This is a genomic window from Commensalibacter melissae (genome assembly GCF_009734185.1).
Lineage (GTDB): Bacteria > Pseudomonadota > Alphaproteobacteria > Acetobacterales > Acetobacteraceae > Commensalibacter > Commensalibacter melissae.
Genome location: NZ_CP046393.1, coordinates 828,631 through 850,976 on the forward strand (window position 1 = coordinate 828,631; position 22,346 = coordinate 850,976).

Here is a 22,346-nt window from a genome sequence, read left to right on the forward strand (position 1 = left end):
ATAGAAAGTTTAGGTGTAATCTGCCTTAAATATTAAGGAATTTAATTATGCCTAACCTAATGCTTAAATTTGTTAATTTAGATCAGCAGCAGCCTGAAAAACGTAATGCTGTTGAACGCAAACATGATTTTAACGAGATTTATCGACGCTTTTCAGAGGAACAAGCCAGAATTCAGGCCAGTCGCTGTTCACAATGTGGTATTCCATTTTGTACAACGAAATGTCCATTATCAAATTATATTCCTGATTGGTTGAAACTTACGGCTGAAAATCGTTTGGCAGAAGCTTATGCACTTTCAACTGCAACCAACAGTTTTCCTGAAATCTGTGGGCGCATTTGTCCACAAGATCGTTTGTGTGAAGGCAGTTGCGTAATTGAGGCGGATTACAAAAGTGTTACGATTGGAGCGGTGGAAGCTTTTATAACCGATCATGCATTTGATCAGAATTGGGTTACACCTATTATGCCTTTGGAAGAACTATCGCAATCTGTGGGAATTATTGGTGCCGGACCTTGCGGTTTGGCTGCAGCGGTCGTTTTACGAAAAAAAGGATATCAAGTCCATGTATATGATCGCTATGATCGGGCTGGTGGTTTAATGGCTTATGGTATACCTACCTTTAAACTTGAAAAAAATATTGTAACTCGTCGTCAGGAATGGTTAGAGAAATCAAATGTGATTTTCCATTTCAATACAAGTGTCTCAGATAAAACAGCTGAGCATTCCATCGCTTTTGAGGATCTAAGAAATAAACATGATGCGGTATTGATTTCAACGGGAGTTTATAAAAAGAAAGAAGTAAGCCTTTTTGGTTCAAATCTTAATGGAATTGTGCAGGCACTGGATTATCTGATTGATTCTCAAACGCAAAATAACGATAAAAATGAAATGAATGCAAAGGGTAAAAGAGTTGTCGTTATTGGCGGTGGTGATACTGCCATGGATTGCCTAAGAACTGCAATTCGTCAGGGGGCGACCTCGGTTCAATGTTTGTATCGTCGAGATAGGGCAAATATGCCTGGCTCCATGCGAGAGGTAAAAAATGCAGAAGAAGAAGGTGTGGAATTCATTTGGCAGGCAGCTCCAGACGCTTTTGTAGGTGAAGAAAAAGTGGAGGCAATTCGCGCATTAAGAACCGAATTGGGTTTGCCAGATGCTGGTGGTAGACAAAAAATCAGAATTATACCTAACAGTCATTTCACCCTGCAAGCGGATATGGTTATCAAAGCACTTGGATTTGATCCTGAACCATTGACCACCCTGTGGGATAACGACCAATTGGATACAAATGAATCTGGTACCATAAAATTGAATCATCATAGTCGTATGACTTCTTTACCTGGCGTTTTTGCAGGCGGCGATATTGTACGCGGGGCAAGTCTTGTTGTATGGGCTGTCAAGGATGGACAGGATGTGGCGGAAAAAATTGCCCATTGGCTTGAACAACAAAATAATAAACAGAATGTTTCTGCTGCTTGAAAACAGATATCCAGAATTGAATGGATTCATTACGGTAGGTTAAGAAAATGAATAATTATTCCTTTGTTGAACAAAGAAAAAAGAATGAAGCGATCCTAAAAGATGTTTATTCCACCGAACAAGAACATGATGCTTGTGGTGTAGGATTTGTTGTGGCTCTTGATGGTCAAAAACGCCGAGATGTGGTTGAGGCCGGTTTGGCAGCTTTAAAAGCCTTATGGCATCGTGGCGCTGTTGATGCTGATGGGAAAACAGGAGATGGTGCCGGTATTCATGTTGAAATACCACAGGATTTTTTCTTGCAATCCATTCGTAGTGGTCATCATGCGGTAAAACAGGGGCAGCTGGCTGTAGGAATGATCTTTCTTCCTAAAAATGATTTGGCCAGTCAGGAGCGCTGTCGACAAATTATCGAAACCGAAATTATGGGGTTTGGCTATTCAATTTATGGTTGGCGTCAGGTGCCAATTGATACGAACTGTATCGGTGAAAAAGCGAATGCCACACGTCCTGATATTGAACAGATTCTTGTCATCAATACACATCACCATTCAGAGGATGTTTTTGAACGCAATCTTTATATTATTCGACGGAAAATAGAGAAAAAGGCTGTTGAAAGTCATGTTGATCTTTATATTTGTTCAATGTCCTGCCGTTCGATAATTTATAAGGGCATGTTTTTGGCGGAAAATCTGTCCGATTTTTATCCGGATCTGTTGGATGAACGGTTTGTCAGCCGTTTTGTGATTTACCATCAACGTTATTCAACCAATACTTTTCCGACATGGAAACTTGCGCAGCCGTTTAGACGCATTGCCCATAATGGTGAGATAAATACATTATCAGGTAATATAAACTGGATGAAAAGTCACGAAACAAGACTTTCCCATCCGGATTTGGATGCCTATATGACAGATTTGAAACCGGTCATTCAATTCAATGGATCTGATACCGCGGCGTTGGACAATGTATTTGAGCTATTAACGTTTGCGGGTAGGGATGCCCCTACGGTAAAGGCCTTGATGATTCCACCGGCCCTGGGATTGCTGCAGGATATTACCCAGGATGTGAAAGATATGTACAGCTATTCCAACGCGGTAATGGAACCTTGGGATGGACCTGCCGCTTTATGTGGAACCGATGGTAAATGGATTATTGCCGGATTGGATAGAAACGGGTTACGTCCTTTACGTTATACGATAACAGCTAATGATTTGATGATTTTGGGATCAGAAACAGGAATGGTGCATATTCCTGAAGACCAAATTCTTGAAAAAGGCAGATTAGGACCAGGAGAAACAATAGGTTTTGATATGGATAATTGTCTTTTTTATCGCCCTGAAGATATAACACAGCTTCTAGTTAAACGTCATAATTATAGTGATTGGATTACGAATACGCAGCAGATTACTTCCATAGTAAAAGATCAGGATAATGAGCCTGTCTTATTCGCAGAGGATGAATTACGTAAAAGACAGCTTGCTGTTGGAATGAGTATTGAAGACCTTGAAACAGTATTGCAGCCTATGGTTGAAAATTCTGCGGAAGCGATTGGTTCAATGGGCGATGATACTCCCTTGGCGGTACTTAGTGAGCATTATAGAGGATTATCGCATTATTTCCGTCAACGTTTCAGCCAGGTTACCAATCCACCGATTGATAGTCTACGAGAAACCCAAGTTATGACGTTGAGCACTCGTTTGGGAAATTTGGGTAATATCTTGGATCAGTCTTCCGAACAGTGTCAGTTATTACGTCTTAGCAGTCCGGTTTTGACGAGCAGTGAATTTATAGCATTGAAACAATATTGCGGTAAAACCGGGTGCAGTATTGATTGTAACTATAAGGTCAATGATGGTGAAAAAGGGCTTCGTCAAGCATTGGCAAGAATTTGCAGTGAAGCTGAAGAAGCTGTTCGATGTGGGTGTACACATATATTCCTTAGTGATGACAAGCAAGATAGGGATTATGCCAATATTCCAATGATTTTGGCAACGGCTGCCGTACATACTCATCTTGTTCGTCAATCCCTGAGAACCTTCACTTCTGTTAACGTGCAGGCGGCAGATTGTCTTGATGTGCACTCTATTGCGGTTTTAATCGGGGTTGGAGCTACGACAGTCAATGCTTATCTTGCTCAGGAATGTATAGCGGATCGTCATAAAAAAGGGCTTTTTGGAAATATTACATTAAGACAGGCTGTTCAAAACTATTGTAAAGCCGTAGATAAAGGCTTGTTGAAAATTATGTCCAAGATGGGAATTTCTGTGGTTTCTTCTTATCGAGGTGGATATAATTTTGAAGCGATTGGCCTGTCCCGGGCATTGGTTGCTGAATTTTTTCCGGGAATGTCTTCCAGAATTTCAGGGATAGGTTTATCAGGAATTGCACAAAATATAAAAAAGTCCCATCAATTGGCTTGGGATCCCAATGTGAAATTGTTGCCGATCGGTGGGTTTTACAAATGGCGTCAACAAGGTGAGAAACATGCTTTAAGCAGTTCTGTCATTAAACTGATTCAGCAGGCTGTGGAAAAAGACAGTTGGCCATTGTACCAACAATATGTCCATGAAATTCACAGACAACCTCCAATGGCTCTAAGGGATTTATTCGATTTTCAATCGACAAACAAACCGGTCCCTGTTGAATCGGTTGAGAATATTACAAAATTAAGAAAAAGATTGATTTCCCCCGGAATTTCTCTCGGTGCGTTAAGCCCCGAAGCACATGAAACTCTTGCGATTGCCATGAACCGGATTGGAGCCCGTTCAGATTCCGGGGAGGGAGGAGAAGACGCGGTTCGGTACAAACCCCGTGAAAATGGGGATAATGCATCGTCGGCAATTAAACAGGTTGCATCTGGAAGATTTGGGGTAACCGCTGAGTATTTGAATAATTGTCGTGAAATTGAAATCAAGATTGCCCAAGGTGCAAAACCGGGTGAGGGTGGACAATTACCAGGATTTAAGGTTACGGAATTAATTGGTCGTCTTAGACATGCCGTCCCAGGAGTTACTTTAATTTCTCCGCCTCCTCATCATGATATATATTCGATCGAAGATTTGGCGCAACTTATTTATGACCTCAAACAAATTAATCCAGAGGCAACTGTGGGTGTTAAGCTGGTTGCAGCTTCAGGAATTGGAACAATTGCTGCCGGTGTAGCTAAAGCCAAGGCTGATACAATATTGATTTCAGGTCATAATGGCGGAACGGGTGCCTCTCCATTGACTTCCATTAAATATGGTGGAATTCCTTGGGAAATGGGGTTGGCGGAAGCGCATCAGGTGTTGATGTTAAATGGTTTGCGTGACCGGGTGGTTTTACGTGTTGATGGTGGTATCAAGACTGGTCGGGATGTTGTTATTGCTGCCATGCTAGGAGCGGAGGAATTCGGTATTGGTACACTCAGTCTTATAGCAATGGGTTGTATCATGGTTCGTCAATGTCATTCCAATACCTGCCCCGTTGGGGTTTGTACCCAGGATGAAAAATTGCGTGCAAACTTTGTTCAGGATGGGGCTGAACGTGTGATCAATCTGTTTTCTTTCATTGCTGAAGATGTAAGAAACATTCTCGCCACACTTGGATTTACATCTTTGACAGACATAATCGGGCGAACAGATCTGTTACGTCAGGTTTTACGTGGTGCATCTTATCTGGATGATTTGGATCTGAATCCATTATTGGCACGAGTGGATCCGGGGATGCATGCTGGTTATTGTGTTCGTGAAGGGCGTAATGAGGTGCCTGAAACATTGGATGCACAAATGATTGTTGATGCTCAGCCATTATTCGAACATGGTGAAAAAATGCAATTGCGATATAATGTTTATAATACATATCGAGCAATTGGAACAAAAATTTCATCAATGATAACCCGTCGGTTTGGTATGAAAGGATTGGCGCCGGATCATCTGACTGTTCGTCTTAATGGATCAGCAGGCCAATCGTTGGGTGCGTTTGCAGTTCAGGGTTTAAAACTTGAGGTTTTTGGGGATTCCAATGATTATGTCGGGAAAGGGTTGTCAGGAGCCACCATTATTGTGCGTCCTGTACCAGAAACAAAACTTGTTTCAAATCATAATGTGATTGTTGGTAATACAGTCTTATATGGTGCAACGGCCGGATATCTGTTTGCGGCCGGAAAGGCAGGTGAGCGTTTTGCGGTTCGCAATTCGGGTGCCACGGCTGTGGTTGAGGGATGCGGTGCCAACGGATGTGAATATATGACTGGGGGAACAGTGATCATTCTGGGTGAAATAGGTCCTAATTTCGGGGCCGGTTTCACAGGTGGAATGGCCTTTGTCTACGATCCCCACCAACAGTTTGAACGTCGTGTCAATGCGTCAACTTTGCGATGGCAGCGTGTGATTGATAAAAAATGGGAAGACAGGATCAAAAACCTTATTGAAAAGCATATTGAAGAAACAAAAAGCCGATATGCTGCGCATCTTTTACATGAATGGCAGAATACAATAAAACATTTTTGGCATATTGTTCCCACAGAATATGCTCGAGTTATAAATTTTGAATTTAATGAAGATATTTTAAAAGAAACTGCATAATTTAAAACGATATTACATCAAATTATGGATGGGCAATAGGATCAATTTCATAAAAATTTATCCTATTTTCAAAGATTTTATCATTTTATTTTAATGAAAATATGTTAATTATAATGCAGTAAAGCTTTCATAACGGTCTAAGATGAATTCTATATTTTTTTACGAGGAATTTTTTTAGTTATATTGACTTAAGTTGATATCCCATCCGTATTAGGCTTGATATATAAAATAATTCTAATTTTGTTTATAGCGGAGAGACATCAATATGCCAGTTACAGGCCTGGCCACTGTTTTATTAGCGACAGCTATATTATTGGTCATTGTAAGCGCCGTTCAGCCATTGGCAAAACGGCTGGAATTATCTGAAACTGTAATACTGGCTATTGTTGGGGTTGTTCTTGGTGGAACAGCTGATTTGATTTTACACAGCTCCCACATACATGTTTTTGATACAGCCGCTGAAATATTACTTGATTTTCCAATAAACAGCGAAGGTTTTTTGTTAATATTCCTGCCCATATTGGTTTTTCAGGCGGCATTGGCTATTGATGTGCGTCGTTTGGCCCATGAAATCGGCACGGTTCTTTTATTGGCCATTGTTGCGGTCATTGTCTCTACTGCCACTATAGGTCTGGCCTTATATCCCTTTTCGGGTATGCCTCTGACGGTTTGTTTGCTGGTTGGAGCGATCGTTGCAACGACGGATCCCTCTGCTGTTGCAGGCATATTCAGAGAAATTGGGGCGGCAACTCGTCTTACCCGTTTGGTTGAAGGCGAAGCTTTATTGAATGATGCTGCAGCAATTTCCATTTTTTCGACTTTGGTTGCCGCTATTATTGCGCATAAAGAGGTACATTTATTTAGTTCAGCTCTAGCAATTTTTCTTTCTTTTGTCGGGGCATTGATTGCAGGATTTTTCTTTGCACGTTGCGCTTTGTGGATGATTGTAAGTTTGGGTTCAAATACAGGTCGATCTGCGGAAATTACTTTAACGGTTGCCTTACCATATATTTCCTATATTGTCTGTGATGACTTGTTGCATTGTTCCGGTGTTGTGGCAGCGGCAGCGGCAGGATTGACCTTATCCGCTTATGGTCCCTCGACATTTAGGCCTCAAACATGGCGATTTTTGAATGAGTTATGGCAACAAATAATATTTTGGGCAGGATCGCTATTATTTGTGTTGGCTTCTATGCTTGTCCCCCGTTTATTGATTGGTATGACAAAATGGGATTTTATTCTTATTTTATTGGCGACAATTGCCGGGTTGCTGGCACGTGCAATGGTTATTTTTGGGATGTTGCCTTTACTTGCAGCTACAAAACTTTCGCCTCCAGTGCCGACGCCATTTAAAGCGACAATGGTATGGGGTGGATTAAGAGGTGCCATTACACTGGCCCTTGCATTGGCGGTAACGGAAAATGAATTGATACCAACACCGATTTCCCAGTTTGTAGGTATTGTTGCAACGGGTTTTGTATTGTTTACCTTATTGGTTAACGGAACAACGTTAAGAGCGGTGGTAATTTATTTCCGGCTAAATGAACTTACACCCATTGACCAGGCTGTGCGCCACCAGATTCTAGGAATTGGATTGGGTAATGTTAAGGACAAGGCTCGTCGCGTGGCAAATGAATTTGGATTTTCAAATGTCATTACCAATTATACGCTTGAAGAGATTGATCGTCGTATTAATGAGGAAAGAGAAGCAAATAGTTTTGATACAATGTTGACTGATCGTCAACGTATTTCACTGGCTTTGATTACAATAGCTGCACAAGAGCGGTCAATTTTACTGGATCTTTTCCGTATGCAGGGTTTGCCACGAAGAGTGATGGAAACTCTTTTGCGTTCAGCGGAAGCTACGTTGGATGGTGCATGGACCGAGGGAAGGTATGGATACGTAAAAGCGATGCAGAAAAGATTGCATCCTCCTTTTCGATTTCGTGTTGCGCAATATATACATCGAAAATTGCATATCGATCGTCCCTTGATGTACTGCATGATGGAACGGTTTGAAATATTGCTGGTATCCCGATTTGTATCGATTTCCTTAACACGTTTTATGAAAAGGCGTATAGAGCCGACATTGGGTGTGCGAATTGCCGAAATTGTTTCAGAAGTTCTGGATAGGCAAAATCGTATGTTGGATGATGCGCTGGAAATTATGCGCATTCATTACCAGGGATATATTGAAGCTCTTGAATCAAGGTTTTTGAAATTGGTCACTCTCAGATTAGAAAGTGATGAATATAACAGTCTTTGGGCTGAGTCTTTGGTTAGTGATGAGCTTTATTCCGAATTGGAAAAAAATGTTGAAAAGCGTTTTGAACGTTATAATCGCCGCCTAAAATTCAATCTCAAAAGTGGATTGGAAGAGCGCGTGAAGGAATTGCCATGTTTACGCGGTGTGCCACAGGCTGTTTTATATGATATAAGTATGTCTATGTCGGTCTATTTTGTATTTCCGAGTGAAAAAATCCTTCATCGTAAACAAAAGGTTAAAAATGTCTATTTTGTCAGTAGCGGATTATTTGAAACACATTCTGCAAGTAAAAGTCTAACATATGGGATTGGTGATATTCTTGGTGCATCAGAACTTATTGCGGGTAAAAGAATTTATGCAAATTATCGTGCATTGAGGTTTGGATATTTATTGGTGATGCCAGCCGATGTATTTAAACGGTTAATTCAAGATTATCCGATTGTGGCCTATAATCTTTCAAAAATTGACGAGGCAAAAGATCGCCCCAATTCCCAGGATGACGATTTCATGATGTTGGGATATACACGACGTATAGCCAATAAGAAAAAACAGTTGATGTTGGGGTATGAGTCCAAGGAAATCAATAATTTAAAAAATGAGGGTAACATTGAAAATAATGATAAACAAAATAAAAACTGATAATTTATTCTTTTTGAATTAAAAATAGAACAGCAATCAGAACCAGATATGATTTCCATCACAGTTAATAAAAAGAAAATAGAACTGGATGTTCCATTAGATATGCCATTACTTTGGGTTTTGCGGGATATTGTTGGATTAACGGGTACGAAATATGGATGTGGTATTGGTTTATGCGGATCATGCACCGTTCATCTAGATGGTAAAGCTGTAAGATCTTGCTCCATTCCTGTTGGTGATATCGGGAATAGGGAGATAGTTACTATCGAGGGGGTTGGGGAAGACTCAATATTTCAAAAATTATTGGCGGCCTGGAAAGAGACGGAACCAACGCAGTGTGGTTATTGTCAACCTGGTCAGATCATGACGGCTTTAGCCTTGTTAAAAGAAAATGATAAACCTGATAAAAACGAGATTATAGAAGCTATGACAGGTCATATCTGTCGATGTGGAACATATCAACGTATTTATAAAGCTATTCAAATTGCTGCAGGTATAATGGATGAAGCATAAAAAAATTTCCCGTCGTGTTTTTTTGGGAAAAACGGGTGCTTTGCTTTTTGGGTTCATGTTACCTGTAGGAGGCAATGCACAAAATGATCAGTTAGAGAAAGATTCAGATTTTTCCGAGCGAAAAAACAAAAAACAACAATATTTAAATGCTTTCATAAAAATAAAAGCAAATAATGAAATCACTTTTTTCATACCCGATATTGAAATAGGGCAAGGGATTTTAACGGCTGCCTCAATGATTTTGGCCGAGGAATTGGATGTTGATTTAAAATCGGTTTCAATTGAAACCAAAATGATTGAAAATGAACAAATAAAAAATATGAAACCAAATGAGGATTTAAATCTGACCTATGGTTCAGGTTCTGTTGCGAAAGATTGGTTCCCTCTCAGACAGGGTGCGGCCGAATTACGAATGATGCTTTTACAAACAGCAGCTGCGGAATTGAATATAGATAAAGGACGATGTCATACTGAAAATGGATATGTTATTTGCCCTGATAATCAAACATTCTCGTACGGAATGTTAATTTCAAAAATTATGACACTTGATATTCCAGAATCTGTTCAATTTAAAAATAGATTAGATTATAAAATTATTGGCAAACCACAACCAAGGGTTGATACGGATAAAAAAATTAAAGGTCAGTCTGTTTATGGTATGGATATTAAACTTTCCGGGATGAAAACGGGTTATATTGTCAGCTCTCCTATTGAAGGGGACCAAATCCATCAAATTGATGATAGACAGGCCAAAAATATTCCTGGAATTCAGGATATTTTAAAAAATGAAAAGTCAATATGTATTATTGCTGATAATTTTTGGCGTGCCCTGAAAGCGGCTGAACGTCTTGTAATAAAATGGCAGGGTGATGAAAATATTCAACTGAATACATCAATGATTTATGAGAATTTAAAAAAGGGTATATCAAAACCTTCCACTATGCTTTTTCATAATAAAACTGCTTCAGTATCAGTTGAAATGGAAAATGAAAATAAACTGTTTCAATGGGATTTTTTTCAGTCTATGCTTTTGCATGCGGCATTGGAACCTATAAATTGCACAATATATTTTCACGACAATCAATGTGAGTTATGGATAGGTTCCCAAGCTCCATCAATGTTAAAGGAGCATATTGCTGAAAAATTTCATCTTTGTAAAGAAAATGTAATTCTTCATTATAATGAAATTGGCGGTAGCTTTGGTCGTAGATTGGACCAAAAATACATTCTTGATGCAGCTGAATTTGCACGACAGGTTTCATATCCGGTAAATTTTATATGGTCAAGGGAAGCTGATTTTCAAAATGATGCGTTACGTCCTCCATATTATGATCAGTTAAAGATAGGCGTAAATAACAAATTGGCGATTACCTCTGTTCATCATAAAATGATGACTTTTATTGACGATACAGACAAGAGGAATCCATCCAGTCCGAATTACCTTTTGGGGTTGGATACAATGCCTTATCATATTCATGACTATAAGTTTGAATATTCTGTATGTGACGCTCCGAAATTGAATTTCGGATCTGGACAGGGTAGAGAGGCAACTCGTAATGTTTTTGTATTGGAAAACATGATTAACAATCTGGCATTATATACACGTATGGATCCGATCGAATACCGTAAAACTTTGGGTCTTGATGATCGTGCAAAAGCAGTTGTTGATTTGTTATTGCAAAATGTCGAATGGAATAAATTTCAATCTGGAGGCATTCGGCAAGGTTTCGCCATGGCACATGTATTTGGCAGTTATATCGCTCTAATTATAGAAGCTGAAATTACAACCAGTTCAGTCATTCTTATACATCGTGCTGATGTGGCGGTTGATTGTGGTTTTATTGTAAATCCAGAACAAGTTTGTGCGCAAATTGAGGGTTCAGTTGTTTTTGGATTAAGTGACGCCTTGTATGGCGAAGTGCAAATAGAAAACGGACAAATTAAACAGCGGAATTATAATCAATATCGAGTATTGAGAATGAATGATATGCCTAATGTCAAGGTTCATATGGTTAACAGTAATGAATCTCCATCAGGGGTAGGTGAATTGGGAACAATAGTGGCAGCACCAGCACTGGGCCATGCCTTGGGATTGATTCAGGGTAAATTTTTTCATTCATTGCCTTTGGCGAAGCAGGTATTTCAGCATAAATAAGAATTTTCATGATTAAATTCATCAATTCCTTAATTTTTTTTAAGAAAAATTATCGTTTATTCATAATTTTATGTATCAATTTTTCCAGCTCATCATTTGGCATATTGATCGGTCAGGCAACTGATGTGAAGAAGGACCAAATGGATAAAGGAGAGTATCTTTTTCACGCATCAGGTTGTGAAAGTTGTCATACAGCTGATCATGGACCAAGACTGGCAGGGGGAAAACCTTTTTATATATCCAAACAGGGAACTGTTTATTCTTCAAATATTACCTCAGATGTGAAAACAGGAATTCAGCGTTATACAGATGATGAATTTATAAGTGCATTACAAAAAGGAATTGGTCATAAAGGAAAATATTTGTATCCCATAATGCCCTATACTGCCTATCGTGCCATGAGTCGTGATGAAATATTGGCAATCAGACGTTATCTTGAAAAACAACCTGCCATTGAAAATAAAGTTCCTGATAAAGAAATGGCTTTTCCCTATAATATGCGATGGGCCATTCGTTTTTGGCAGATCATAAATTATACGGGCAAGCATTTCGAGTATAACAATCAGAAATCACAATCATGGAACCGGGGAAAATTTTTGACTGAAGGACCAGGTCATTGTTCATATTGTCATACTCCTGAAAATTGGTCCAATGGTCGCTTTGTTGTAAAAGATTATGCAGGGGGCGGTCATAAGGGATGGACAGCATATAATATCACCGCTGATGAGGATACGGGAATTGGTTCATGGAGTGACACTGATTTGGAAAAATATTTATCCCGGGGATATGTTTCAGGTCATGGAGCTGCATCCGGTCCCATGGCAGATGTTATAAATACGCAACTATCTTATTTAACACCCCAAGACATTCATGCAATTGTAATTTATCTACGTTCTTTACGTCCCGTGGAAAAGCAACAAGGGGCAGCCAAGATATCTGTTGAAGAATTGGAGGTTACTGAACAAAGTCATAGTCATGGAAGCCATCTTTATTCTTCTGTTTGTTCAAATTGCCATCTGGAAAATGGTCAAGGAAGACAAGGGGAATATGAAAGCCTTTGGAGTTCGAGAACAGCAACGATAACGGGTGGTAATAACCTTGTTAAGGTTATTTTAAAAGGATCAAACCTTAAAGATTCTAAGCTGGGTAATTATATGATGCCTTCTTTCAAGGATATTTACAATGATCAGGATATTGCAGATATTGCCAATTATGTTATTTCCCATTTCGGGGGAAGAAACGGGCATGTAACCGCTGAACAGGTTAGAAAAGAAAGGGCAATGTTAAATAAAGAATAAATAGTGTAAATTAAAATACTATTCATTTTTATTCATTAATTCTAATATCTCTTTAGCTGCTTCATGAGAGGGTGGTTGATGATGTGGTGCTTTTAAAGTGTTTAGAATTTGAATAAAAGCTTCTTTTTGTTTTTGAACCATATTTTTATCATCTAAAAATTCGATAACCTTCTCAGTCAATTTTACGGGATTACAGTTTTCTTGTAAGAGTTCAGGTACAACCTCTTTTTGGGCTAGAAGATTAACCATTGCTACAAAAGGCACCTGAATCATGTGTCTGGCAATCATTGCCGTGATGGGATGAACCCTATAGGTTACGATCATGGGTATATGGGCCAATGCAAGTTCCAAGGTTGTGGTTCCGGATTTTGTCAGGGCGATTTGTGCTGCTGCGTAGGCATTATATTTATCCTTTTTTTCATGAATAACCAGTGGTTTTACAGGCCAGTCTTCAATGATTCTTTCAACATAATGTCTGGCGAGGGGAGAGGTGGGTAACACGGCAATGAGTTCTGGTTTTGTTTGTTTTAATAAAATTAAAGTTTTTTTGAATACGGGCATAAGCTTCGGCAATTCGGACCGACGACTGCCAGGCATTAAAAGTAAAATCGGTTGAAGTGGATCTATATGATGTTCAGAGCGAAAATCATCGGCATTTGCATGATGAATTTCTGTCTCGATAATGGGATTGCCAACAAATTGGGCTTTAATTCCATGTTTTAAAAAAAAATTTTCTTCGAAAGGAAAGAGGCAAAGAAGTTTTTCCCATAGTCCCGGAAATTTTTTTACTCTATTTTCATGCCATGCCCAAACCTGGGGTGCAACATAATGAACTCTGGGAATTGATAAAGATTGGACTTTTTTTAATAATCGTAAAGAAAAACCGGGACTATCAATTGTTACAATGATATCAGGATGAATTGTTTCAATATGTTTGACAGCTTGGTTAAGGCGTTTTGACAAGGTCCATATTTTCGGAAGGACTTCAACCAATCCCATCACGGCAAGATCCTGCATGGGAAAAAGGATTTTCATTCCCTGTTCTTGCATTCTTGGCCCCCCAACACCTAAAAACTGCAGAACGGGGTTAAAATGACGCAAAGCTTTAATTAGTTTTGCTCCCAATTCATCACCACTGGTTTCACCAGCCAAGATCCATATTATTGGCGGATTTTCTGATTTGTTCATTATTTATGTTTATTTTGATATAATTTTTCAGGATTAATCAGGGGGCGGCTTATTTCCTTGATCGATCCGTTTTGCCATGCATTATAGAAGCAACTTTTACGCCCGGTATGGCATGCCACGCCTTTCTGATCGACAAAAAGCAGCAGTGTATCGCCATCGCAATCAAAAAGGAAATTCACCAATTTTTGTGTCTGACCTGAAGTCTCACCTTTATGCCATAATTTTTGACGGCTGCGAGAATAATAACAGACCTGACCAGTGGAAATAGTTTCAATAATTGCTTCCTGATTCATCCATGCCATCATTAAAACTTCCTTACTATCATATTGTTGGGCAATAGCTGGAACCAAACCATCCTGATTGAATTTTATCTTGGCCAATAATTCATTGAAATTGGAACTGTGCATTATAATTTTTTTTCGTTGTTAAAACCATATTGTTAGAATACAGTTTGTTCATTGAGAATATCCATCTTAATTATCATTTAATTAATTAAATAATAAATAGTTTAGAACTAAACTGTTTTAAATTGCCAACTTATATATTATTTAATTTGGATTGAAAGAATAAGGGTTTGCATGATGGTATCTTCAATCAGGAAAATTCTGTTTATCACCTCTACCCGATTGGGAGACGCCGTAATTTCAACCGGAATACTTGACTATTTGTTACAAACCTATCCACAAGCAAAGTTTACAATTGCTTGCGGACCAGTGGCTGCTGGTCTTTTCGATTCAATGCCAAGGCGTGACAAGACATTGGTTATGAATAAATACCGTTTTGATTTTCATTGGTTATTATTATGGTCACAATGTGTGATGCAATCCTGGGATTTGGTAATTGACCTTCGTGGTTCAGGAATAGGCTATTTTTTAAGAACAAGAAAAAAATGCATTGTACGTGGTGGAAGGATTAAGGAACATCGCGTGCATTATTTGGCCAGGTCATTATCATTGCCCTATACACCTTTACCAGTAGTATGGATTGATGAAAAAAATAAAAAAATGGCTGCAGAAAAATTGCCTGCCAACCATTATATTGCCTTGGCACCAACCGCAAATTGGATTGGCAAGATTTGGCCAATCGAACGGTTTATTCAAGTGGCAAAAAAACTTTTGGTTTATAATAAGGATTATGAATTCGTTCTTTTTTATGGGCCAGGAAGTCAAGAATTTAATCTTGTGGATCCAATGAAAAGGACCAGTTTGCCAGTTATAGATAGTGGTGGTCAAAATACTTTAACAGAAGTTGCCGCTTTATTATCACGTTGTAAAGGTTTTATAGGTAATGATTCAGGTTTGATGCATTTGGCTGCCGCTTGTCAAATTCCAGTACTTGGTTTGTTTGGACCAAGTAAATTGTCTGAATATGAGCCAGCCGGGAACCATGCCCAAGGATTGTCAGCGTCAGGTGGAAATGGAGTGGCAAATATGGAAAACTTAACTGTTGATGAAGTTTATAATGCTTTTCAGAATCTTTTGGAAACCTATAATAAACAAGATAGACAAAATGATTAAAATGTAATTTAGGAATAAGTTTTGTAAATATGAGCAATCCATCAAATTTCCGTATTGCACACATTATGGCGGGAGCGGTTAATGGTGGGGCAGAATTGTTTTTCGAGCGATTATGTATTGCCCAGCATCTTCAAAAATTGTCTGTATTACCTATTATACGGAAAAATTCCGATCGTAAACGGAAATTTACCGAGGTTGGTTTATTCTCCCATGAATTACGATTCGGTGGGTTGTTGGATCTTTCAACGAAGTATGAACTAAAAAGAATTCTAAAGGATTTTTCACCAAGAGTAGCGGTGGCTTGGATGAATAGGGCGGCCTCTTTTATGCCAAGGGGTGATTGGATAAACGTGGGACGTTTAGGCGGGTTTTATGATTTAAAATATTACAGGCAATGTGATCATTTGGTTGGTAATACCAAAGGAATTGTAGAATGGATCAAAAACCAAGGATGGCCGGAAAATCGTGTTCATCATGTTCCCAATTTTGCAAGAACATTTCCCGATGCATGTGCAAGGCGTCCCTCTTATATTCCCAATAACGCACCGTTTTTACTGGCGTTGGGTAGACTGCACGTTAATAAAGGATTTGATATCCTTATAAAGGCGATGCCTAATCTTGCAAATACCCATTTGCTTATAGCTGGGGAAGGTGAGGAGCGTCAGAAGCTTGAAAATTTGGCAAGATTCTTAAAGGTTCAAGATCGTGTCCATATGCCTGGATGGATTGGGGATATATCAGGTATTATCCAGGCTTGCGATATTCTGGTTTGCTCCTCTCGTCATGAACCTTTGGGTAATATAGTTCTAGAAGGTTTTTCCGCGACTAAACCGGTAGTCGCATTGGCTGCGCAAGGACCTGTGGAATTGATAGACAATGGGAAAAATGGTCTCCTAACCCCTCTGGAAGATGAAACAGCCTTGTCAAAGGCTATCGCGTCCTTGACAAATGATGCGGCATTATCTCAAAGAATTGCAATTGCAGGACGTCAAAAATTCGAAAGGGAATTTAGTCAGGCGACTGTTTTACAAAAATGGTATGAATTTTTAACGAGAATTGAGAAAATCTGATGTGCGGAATAGCAGGAATTGCCTTGAAAGATGGCCACAGCATTTCTGAACATCAAAAAAAGATCTTATTGGAGGCTTTGCATCACCGGGGTCCTGATGGAAACGGATCATGGGAAAATAGTCATGTTGTTTTGTTGCATTCGCGTCTTTCCATTATTGATATAGAAGGGGGAAAACAACCTCTATCCAATGACAGCCAACAGGTTTTGATTGCAAATGGTGAAATATATAACAGTCCCGAATTACGCCATCTTTTTAAGAATTATATTTTTAAAACGGGAAGTGATTGTGAGGTAATCCTCCCCTTATGGCAGAAATTTCATGCCGATTATGTGAATTCCCTACGTGGCATGTATGGAGTTGCCATGGTTGACATAGATGAAAAAACGCTTGTTTTAAGCCGTGATCCCTTTGGTATAAAACCTTTATACTATGCTAGTGTAGAACAGGGTGTTGTTTTTGCTTCTGAAGCGCAAGCAATTATCAAGGCGGGTTTTGTTAGGCATGATGATATAAATCAGTCTGCAGTCGATACATTGTTGCAATTGCAATTCATACCGGGCTATAAAACAATCTATAATAATATTTATCGGATTTTACCAGGTGAAACCCTGATAATCCGAAATGGTGAAATTATTCATCGGCAAACACAGTCTTGTTTTCCAAAAACAAGGTCTATGATTACAGATGAGAAAAAAGCTTTGAATCAGCTTGATAGTCTTTTGGAAGATTCGATTCGTATTCATGAACGTTCTGATGTGCCATTCGGACTTTTTCTATCAAGTGGTATCGATAGCTCAATTATATTGAAAATGATGCAGCGTCTGGGACGAATTAATCGTCTTCATGCCTGGACAGCCCGTTTTGAGATAAATAATGATTCTGGCTATGTTAAGGATGAAGCATTACAGGCGGCATCATTGGCAAGGGAAATAGGTATTCAACATCATTGCGTCACCATAAATCAGCAGGATGTTTTCAGACATTTACCTAAAATTATTGCTTGTATGGATGATCCTGTTGCCGATTATGCAATTATCCCAACATGGTTTCTTGCAAATGAGGCCAGATCCATAGTTAAGGTTATTTTATCTGGTGAGGGTGGTGATGAATTATTTGCAGGTTATGGACGATATCGTAAAGCAGCAAAATCTGTTTGGCTAGGCGGTAAAAGACTTTATCGCAAGGGTATTTTTGAACGAGACAATTTTTTCCTTCATTCCGTTTCCAGCGAATGGCAAGATTATTTCAGATTACAATATAAATTGCAGGATAAAAATGATTCACGCCTAAAAATTGCTCAAAAAATTGATATGAATGATTGGTTACCCAATGATCTTCTAATCAAGCTTGATCGTTGTCTCATGGCTCATTCTATTGAGGGAAGAGTCCCATTTCTGGATAAAAAAATTGCAGCATTCGCCTTTAATCTTGAAGATCATTTGAAAATAAGAAATGGCCAAGGGAAATGGATATTACGCAAATGGCTTGAGTGGCAGTTTCCTCTAGCACAACCTTTTGCCAAAAAATCTGGATTTAGTGTTCCAATTGGTTTGTGGATCGAACAGCACGCCAATGAATTGGCCCAGGCGGTTTTTTGTCAGACAGATATTGGTAACAAAATTTCCTTATCAAATGTGAGATCTTTATTTGAAAAGGCATCTGGACGCAAGGAACGATTTATGGCTTGGAATATTCTATTTTATGCAATATGGCATCAGGTGCATATTGTTGGGAAAAATCCGCTGGGAAATGTTTTAGAAGTTTTAATGGATTGATAAAGGATTTTGCTTGTGCATTACGATCTGATAATTAAAAATGGTAATTGTGTTTTACCATGGGGACAATATGAAACTGGTATTGGTGTAATCAAAGGGCGTATTCAATCCCTATCTGTTCAATCAAGTGATGATGCTGAAAAAATTATTGATGCGAAGGGTCTTTATGTTCTTCCAGGTTTGATGGATTGTCATGTGCATTTTCGCGAACCGGGAAATGCCATGATTGAAACAATTGAAACCGGGACAAGAGCGGCAGCGATGGGTGGATTGACCACTGTTTTTGATATGCCCAATACAAATCCTCCCACAGCGGAAAAGGAAATGATCATATGGAAACAAGAAAGGGCAAGGGAGACAAGCTGGGTTAATTTTGGATTTTACGTTGGTGCCACAAGGGAAAATACGCAAAACCTATCCAAGCTCGAAACGATGAGAGGGGTGTGTGGTATCAAGGTTTACGCCGGCTCTTCAACCGGTTCCTTAATGGTGGAAGATGATCAAAGTCTTGAAAATATCATGCGGTATGGTCATCGTCGAGTATGTTATCATGCCGAGGATGAATATCGTTTACAGACTAGGAAAAAGTTATTCTGTGAGGGTATGCCTTACGAAAATCATCGTTTGTGGCGTGATGAGGAATGTGCATTTCTTGGAACACGACGTATCATAAAATTAGCTCGTAAAACAGGTCGACCCGCGCATATCTTGCATACAACGACACAGGAAGAACTTGAATGGTTGGTTGATTATAAAGATATCGCAACCGTTGAAGTGCTAGGAAATCATCTAACCCAAATCGCACCGGAATGTTATGAACGGTTAGGAGGTTTGGCGGTGATGAATCCTCCTATCCGTGATAAAAGACACTATGATGCGTGCTGGAGAGGGATTGAGAATGGTGTGGTTGATATCGTTTCCTCGGATCATGCGCCCCATGATCCAGAAGCCAAGGCAAAACCATGGCTATGCTGTCCATCAGGAATGCTGGGTGTACAGACTCTCGTGCCACTTATGTTGAATCATGTAAATGAGGGACGATTATCGCTTGGTCGTTTGGTCGATTTAATGGCATCTAATCCGGCAAGAATATATGGCATGCCTACAAAAGGACGAATTCAGGTCGGTTATGATGCGGATTTCACCCTGGTTGATATGAAAACAAATCGTCGTATCACCAATGACTGGATCGTTTCACCTGCAGGTTGGACACCTTATGATCAAATGGAAGTGACAGGATGGCCTGTTGCAACAATCGTAAAAGGTAAAATCGTGATGCAGGATAATGAAATTTGTGGGAAACCTGACGGAGATTTGGTAGATTTTCTACCATGAGTCTGCATCATATCTAACTTTATCATCGAAAGGAAATATCCGATGAAAAAATTCATTTTGACCGCTATGATTGGATTTTCTCCAATATCCGGCGTGGCTGCTTTTGCACAGGATTGGACTGCATCCTGTGGCAATGAACCCAAGTCACCAGTGATAAACGTAAGCAATGTTACCAAATACAATGCCAGTGTTGAGCAGTTTAATAATTATAATAAGGCTGTTCATGTGTATTATGCATGTATTTCAAAACAGGCGCATGCAAAACAGGTTGCCATTAGCCAAAAAGCAAAAAATGAAATGGAATCGATCCAAAAAGTTAGCGCTGAAATGAATGCTAGAATTACTGCCAATCTTACTAAAATGCGTGCCACGATTGTCGATGGAAGTAAAAAATTAAAAAATGCAACAGGTGGAAAATAAAAAAACTGCCAAATTCAAGTCATAATAAACGCACAAAGGAGAAACTGTAAGTGTCAGAAGACCTGTTTAAAGAAATAGATGAAGAATTACGGACAGAAAAACTGCATTATTTCATGAGACGTTATGCTAAATTGGCAATAGTTGTTATTATTGCTGTTCTGGCCGTATTTGGTCTTTTACAATTTAATCATTGGCAAAAGCATAAGAAAATTGTAAATGCATCAAATTCTTATATGCAGGTCATGCAAAAAACAATACAGTTATCTCCTAAATCCAAAGATGATAAGATGGTTGACCAGATCATTGGTGAATTTAACCATATATCCAATCATTCTCCCCAATCTATACGGGCATTGGCACAATTAAAACAAGCATCATTACTATTGGATCAGGGAAAGCTTAAAGAGGCATCCGCAATTTGGGAAGCTTTAAGATTTGATAAAACTGCATCGCCTGATTTTCGTAATCTGGCTAATTTATTGTGGATTGAAAGCCATCTTGATAATGTAGATCCAGGTGAATTACATAATCGTATCAGAGAATTGTTGGATCACAAGACTCCCTGGTATGCTTTGGCACGAGAGTGTGAGGCGATTTTGGATCTTAAAACTGGTAAAGTTATAGAGGCGAAACAGGTTTTTGGACGTTTATCTACGGATATGAATGCCAGTCCAGAACTACGGAAAAGGGCAAATGTGATGTTGCAGGTTATTGCAGCGAATAAAAGGGTTTAACGATGCAAGATATTCTACCTATAAAAAAGAAATTTTCACGTCGATCGATTCTTGCGACAACCGCAACTGGAATGGCTTTGGCAGCTTGCGGGCATAAGGATAATAAACCTGTTATTATTGGTAAACGAATAGACGTTTTTAGTACTGGTGCCGGACTGATGGTCGATCATAGTGACAAAACTCCAATCACTATTCCATCACCAGTTATCGACGAGAAATGGATGCTTGAGGGAAGAACGGCTGATCATGCCTCAATTCACAGTGCGGTGGGTGGCGTGCGTAGAATGTGGAGTTGCAGTATCGGATCAGGAAATTCCGAACCAAGCCCTTTATCCTATATTGCGCTGGGATCAAAAGGCCAGGGCATCATCAATACAACTCCGGTTATAGATGGCAATCATTTTTTCACAATGGATGCTGTTGGTAAGGTAACTGCGTTTGATTGGCAATCACGTAAGTTGCTATGGCGGCTAAATCCCAAAAAGAAAAAGTCAAGATCAAGTAATTTGGGAGGTGGTATTGGATTAACCGAGGATGCTTTATATATTGTGGATGGCGTGGCCGAAACTTTGAGGGTGGATCGGAAAACGGGAAAGGTTGTATGGCGTGTGGATGTTGGTACACCTGGTCGTTCCGCACCAACAATCGTAAACCAGTTATTGTTTTTTGGCACCATTGATGGACGGTTATTTTGTTTGGATACAAAAACGGGAAATCAGTTATGGTCCTATAGTACAGGCAGTGTTCAAACAAAATTATTTGGTCAACCAGCACCAGCCTATTCAGAAGGCATTCTTGTCGCAGGCTTTGGATCAGGAGATTTGATTGCGTTGCGGGCAAATACCGGGGAGCAGATTTGGACTGATACGCTGGGTCGAAATGGCCGTAATGCTTTTGTGGATTTTGCGGCAATCAGTGCGCTTCCTGTAATTGCTGATGGTACGGTATATGCTATAAGTATCGGTTCAATCTTGGTGGCACTGGATTTAAGGTCTGGTCGACGTATTTGGGAACGTGAAGTTTCAGGTCAAAATTCAATGGTTGTTATTGGCGATTGGTTATTTGTTCTTTCCCTTGATCAGCAACTGGCTTGTCTTGACCGTGTAACGGGTCGGGTTCGTTGGGTCACTCAACTGAGACGTTTCAAGAATATGGAAAAATATAAAGATCCCATCGCTTGGTATGGTCCTGTATTGGCAGGCGGACAAATTATCTGTATCAGTGATTTTAACGATATTGGACTGGTAACCTTCAGTCCGGCATCAGGTAAAATAACCAATATTGTTAAAACAGGTATAACTCCCGCTCTAGCTCCGGTGGTTGTAAATGAGCGTTTGCTGATTCTGGGGCAAGATGGTAAATTAACTGCTTTTGGTTAGGAAAT

General features: G+C 39.4%; 15 protein-coding genes. 13 read left to right on the plus strand and 2 right to left on the minus strand.

Going from position 1 to position 22,346, the window contains the following annotated elements:
- The first annotated feature begins 47 nt into the window (after nucleotides 1–47).
- From GN303_RS03700 to GN303_RS03725, 6 genes are all read left to right on the plus strand, one after another.
- A complete protein-coding gene (locus GN303_RS03700) occupies nucleotides 48–1,481 on the plus strand; it encodes an NAD(P)-dependent oxidoreductase (protein ID WP_110438885.1) in 1,434 nt (477 codons plus the stop codon).
- 47 nt (nucleotides 1,482–1,528) lie between these two features.
- Nucleotides 1,529–6,049, plus strand: coding sequence for a glutamate synthase large subunit (gene gltB, locus GN303_RS03705; protein ID WP_110438886.1), 4,521 nt, complete (start codon nucleotides 1,529–1,531; stop codon nucleotides 6,047–6,049).
- A 265-nt stretch (nucleotides 6,050–6,314) separates the two neighbouring features.
- A complete protein-coding gene (locus tag GN303_RS03710; protein WP_110438887.1) occupies nucleotides 6,315–8,954 on the plus strand; it encodes a cation:proton antiporter in 2,640 nt (879 codons plus the stop codon).
- A 48-nt stretch (nucleotides 8,955–9,002) separates the two neighbouring features.
- Nucleotides 9,003–9,467 (plus strand): (2Fe-2S)-binding protein, encoded by a 465-nt coding sequence (locus GN303_RS03715; RefSeq protein ID WP_110438888.1) that lies wholly within the window; start codon nucleotides 9,003–9,005, stop codon nucleotides 9,465–9,467.
- Entirely contained in the window at nucleotides 9,457–11,622 is a 2,166-nt protein-coding gene (locus GN303_RS03720) for a xanthine dehydrogenase family protein molybdopterin-binding subunit (RefSeq protein ID WP_110438889.1), read from the plus strand. The genes GN303_RS03715 and GN303_RS03720 overlap by 11 nt, the downstream gene beginning before the upstream one ends.
- 8 nt (nucleotides 11,623–11,630) lie before the next feature.
- Complete coding sequence (locus GN303_RS03725; protein WP_110438890.1) at nucleotides 11,631–12,920, plus strand: c-type cytochrome; 1,290 nt, start codon at nucleotides 11,631–11,633, stop codon at nucleotides 12,918–12,920.
- A gap of 18 nt (nucleotides 12,921–12,938) precedes the next feature.
- Here the strand turns inward: GN303_RS03725 and lpxB are convergent, their stop codons facing one another.
- Both lpxB and hisI read right to left on the minus strand, forming a co-directional pair.
- The gene (lpxB, locus tag GN303_RS03730; protein ID WP_110438891.1) at nucleotides 12,939–14,108 is read right to left on the minus strand and encodes a lipid-A-disaccharide synthase; all 1,170 of its coding nucleotides are present in this window, start codon (nucleotides 14,106–14,108) and stop codon (nucleotides 12,939–12,941) included.
- Nucleotides 14,108–14,515, minus strand: a complete 408-nt coding sequence (gene hisI, locus GN303_RS03735) for a phosphoribosyl-AMP cyclohydrolase (RefSeq protein ID WP_110438892.1) — start codon at nucleotides 14,513–14,515, stop codon at nucleotides 14,108–14,110. The genes lpxB and hisI overlap by 1 nt, the downstream gene beginning before the upstream one ends.
- A gap of 171 nt (nucleotides 14,516–14,686) precedes the next feature.
- Between hisI and GN303_RS03740 the strand changes: the two genes are divergently transcribed.
- Genes GN303_RS03740 through GN303_RS03770 form a run of 7 tightly spaced genes read left to right on the plus strand, consistent with a single transcriptional unit; the run spans nucleotide 14,687 to nucleotide 22,341 of the window.
- A complete protein-coding gene (locus GN303_RS03740) occupies nucleotides 14,687–15,625 on the plus strand; it encodes a glycosyltransferase family 9 protein (RefSeq protein WP_110438893.1) in 939 nt (312 codons plus the stop codon).
- Nucleotides 15,626–15,654: 29 nt separating this feature from the next.
- The gene (locus GN303_RS03745) at nucleotides 15,655–16,695 is read left to right on the plus strand and encodes a glycosyltransferase (protein ID WP_110438894.1); all 1,041 of its coding nucleotides are present in this window, start codon (nucleotides 15,655–15,657) and stop codon (nucleotides 16,693–16,695) included.
- Nucleotides 16,695–18,473 (plus strand): asparagine synthase (glutamine-hydrolyzing), encoded by a 1,779-nt coding sequence (gene asnB, locus GN303_RS03750; RefSeq protein WP_110438895.1) that lies wholly within the window; start codon nucleotides 16,695–16,697, stop codon nucleotides 18,471–18,473. Before GN303_RS03745 ends, asnB begins: the two co-directional genes overlap by 1 nt.
- Nucleotides 18,474–18,488: 15 nt before the next feature.
- Nucleotides 18,489–19,808, plus strand: coding sequence for a dihydroorotase (locus GN303_RS03755; RefSeq protein WP_110438896.1), 1,320 nt, complete (start codon nucleotides 18,489–18,491; stop codon nucleotides 19,806–19,808).
- A 42-nt stretch (nucleotides 19,809–19,850) separates the two neighbouring features.
- A complete protein-coding gene (locus tag GN303_RS03760; RefSeq protein ID WP_110438897.1) occupies nucleotides 19,851–20,228 on the plus strand; it encodes a hypothetical protein in 378 nt (125 codons plus the stop codon).
- Between the two features lie 50 nt (nucleotides 20,229–20,278).
- On the plus strand, nucleotides 20,279–20,962 hold the full coding sequence (locus GN303_RS03765) for a DUF2659 family protein (RefSeq protein WP_110438898.1): 684 nt from the start codon (nucleotides 20,279–20,281) through the stop codon (nucleotides 20,960–20,962).
- A 2-nt stretch (nucleotides 20,963–20,964) separates the two neighbouring features.
- Nucleotides 20,965–22,341 carry an outer membrane protein assembly factor BamB family protein gene (locus tag GN303_RS03770; RefSeq protein WP_110438899.1) on the plus strand — a complete coding sequence of 459 codons (1,377 nt, stop codon included), beginning with the start codon at nucleotides 20,965–20,967 and terminating at the stop codon, nucleotides 22,339–22,341.
- Nucleotides 22,342–22,346: the final 5 nt, after the last annotated feature.

What these genes read in the sequence shown, in the direction of transcription:
- gltB (WP_110438886.1), top strand. Translation starts at nt 1,529, where the DNA reads ATGAATAATTATTCCTTTGTTGAACAAAGAAAAAAGAATGAAGCGATC.
- GN303_RS03760 (WP_110438897.1), top strand. Translation starts at nt 19,851, where the DNA reads ATGAAAAAATTCATTTTGACCGCTATGATTGGATTTTCTCCAATATCC.
- GN303_RS03770 (WP_110438899.1), top strand. Translation starts at nt 20,965, where the DNA reads ATGCAAGATATTCTACCTATAAAAAAGAAATTTTCACGTCGATCGATT.
- GN303_RS03745 (WP_110438894.1), top strand. Translation starts at nt 15,655, where the DNA reads ATGAGCAATCCATCAAATTTCCGTATTGCACACATTATGGCGGGAGCG.
- hisI (WP_110438892.1), bottom strand. Translation starts at nt 14,515, where the DNA reads ATGCACAGTTCCAATTTCAATGAATTATTGGCCAAGATAAAATTCAAT.
- GN303_RS03700 (WP_110438885.1), top strand. Translation starts at nt 48, where the DNA reads ATGCCTAACCTAATGCTTAAATTTGTTAATTTAGATCAGCAGCAGCCT.
- GN303_RS03720 (WP_110438889.1), top strand. Translation starts at nt 9,457, where the DNA reads ATGAAGCATAAAAAAATTTCCCGTCGTGTTTTTTTGGGAAAAACGGGT.
- GN303_RS03715 (WP_110438888.1), top strand. Translation starts at nt 9,003, where the DNA reads ATGATTTCCATCACAGTTAATAAAAAGAAAATAGAACTGGATGTTCCA.
- lpxB (WP_110438891.1), bottom strand. Translation starts at nt 14,108, where the DNA reads ATGAACAAATCAGAAAATCCGCCAATAATATGGATCTTGGCTGGTGAA.
- GN303_RS03725 (WP_110438890.1), top strand. Translation starts at nt 11,631, where the DNA reads ATGATTAAATTCATCAATTCCTTAATTTTTTTTAAGAAAAATTATCGT.
- GN303_RS03740 (WP_110438893.1), top strand. Translation starts at nt 14,687, where the DNA reads ATGATGGTATCTTCAATCAGGAAAATTCTGTTTATCACCTCTACCCGA.
- GN303_RS03710 (WP_110438887.1), top strand. Translation starts at nt 6,315, where the DNA reads ATGCCAGTTACAGGCCTGGCCACTGTTTTATTAGCGACAGCTATATTA.
- asnB (WP_110438895.1), top strand. Translation starts at nt 16,695, where the DNA reads ATGTGCGGAATAGCAGGAATTGCCTTGAAAGATGGCCACAGCATTTCT.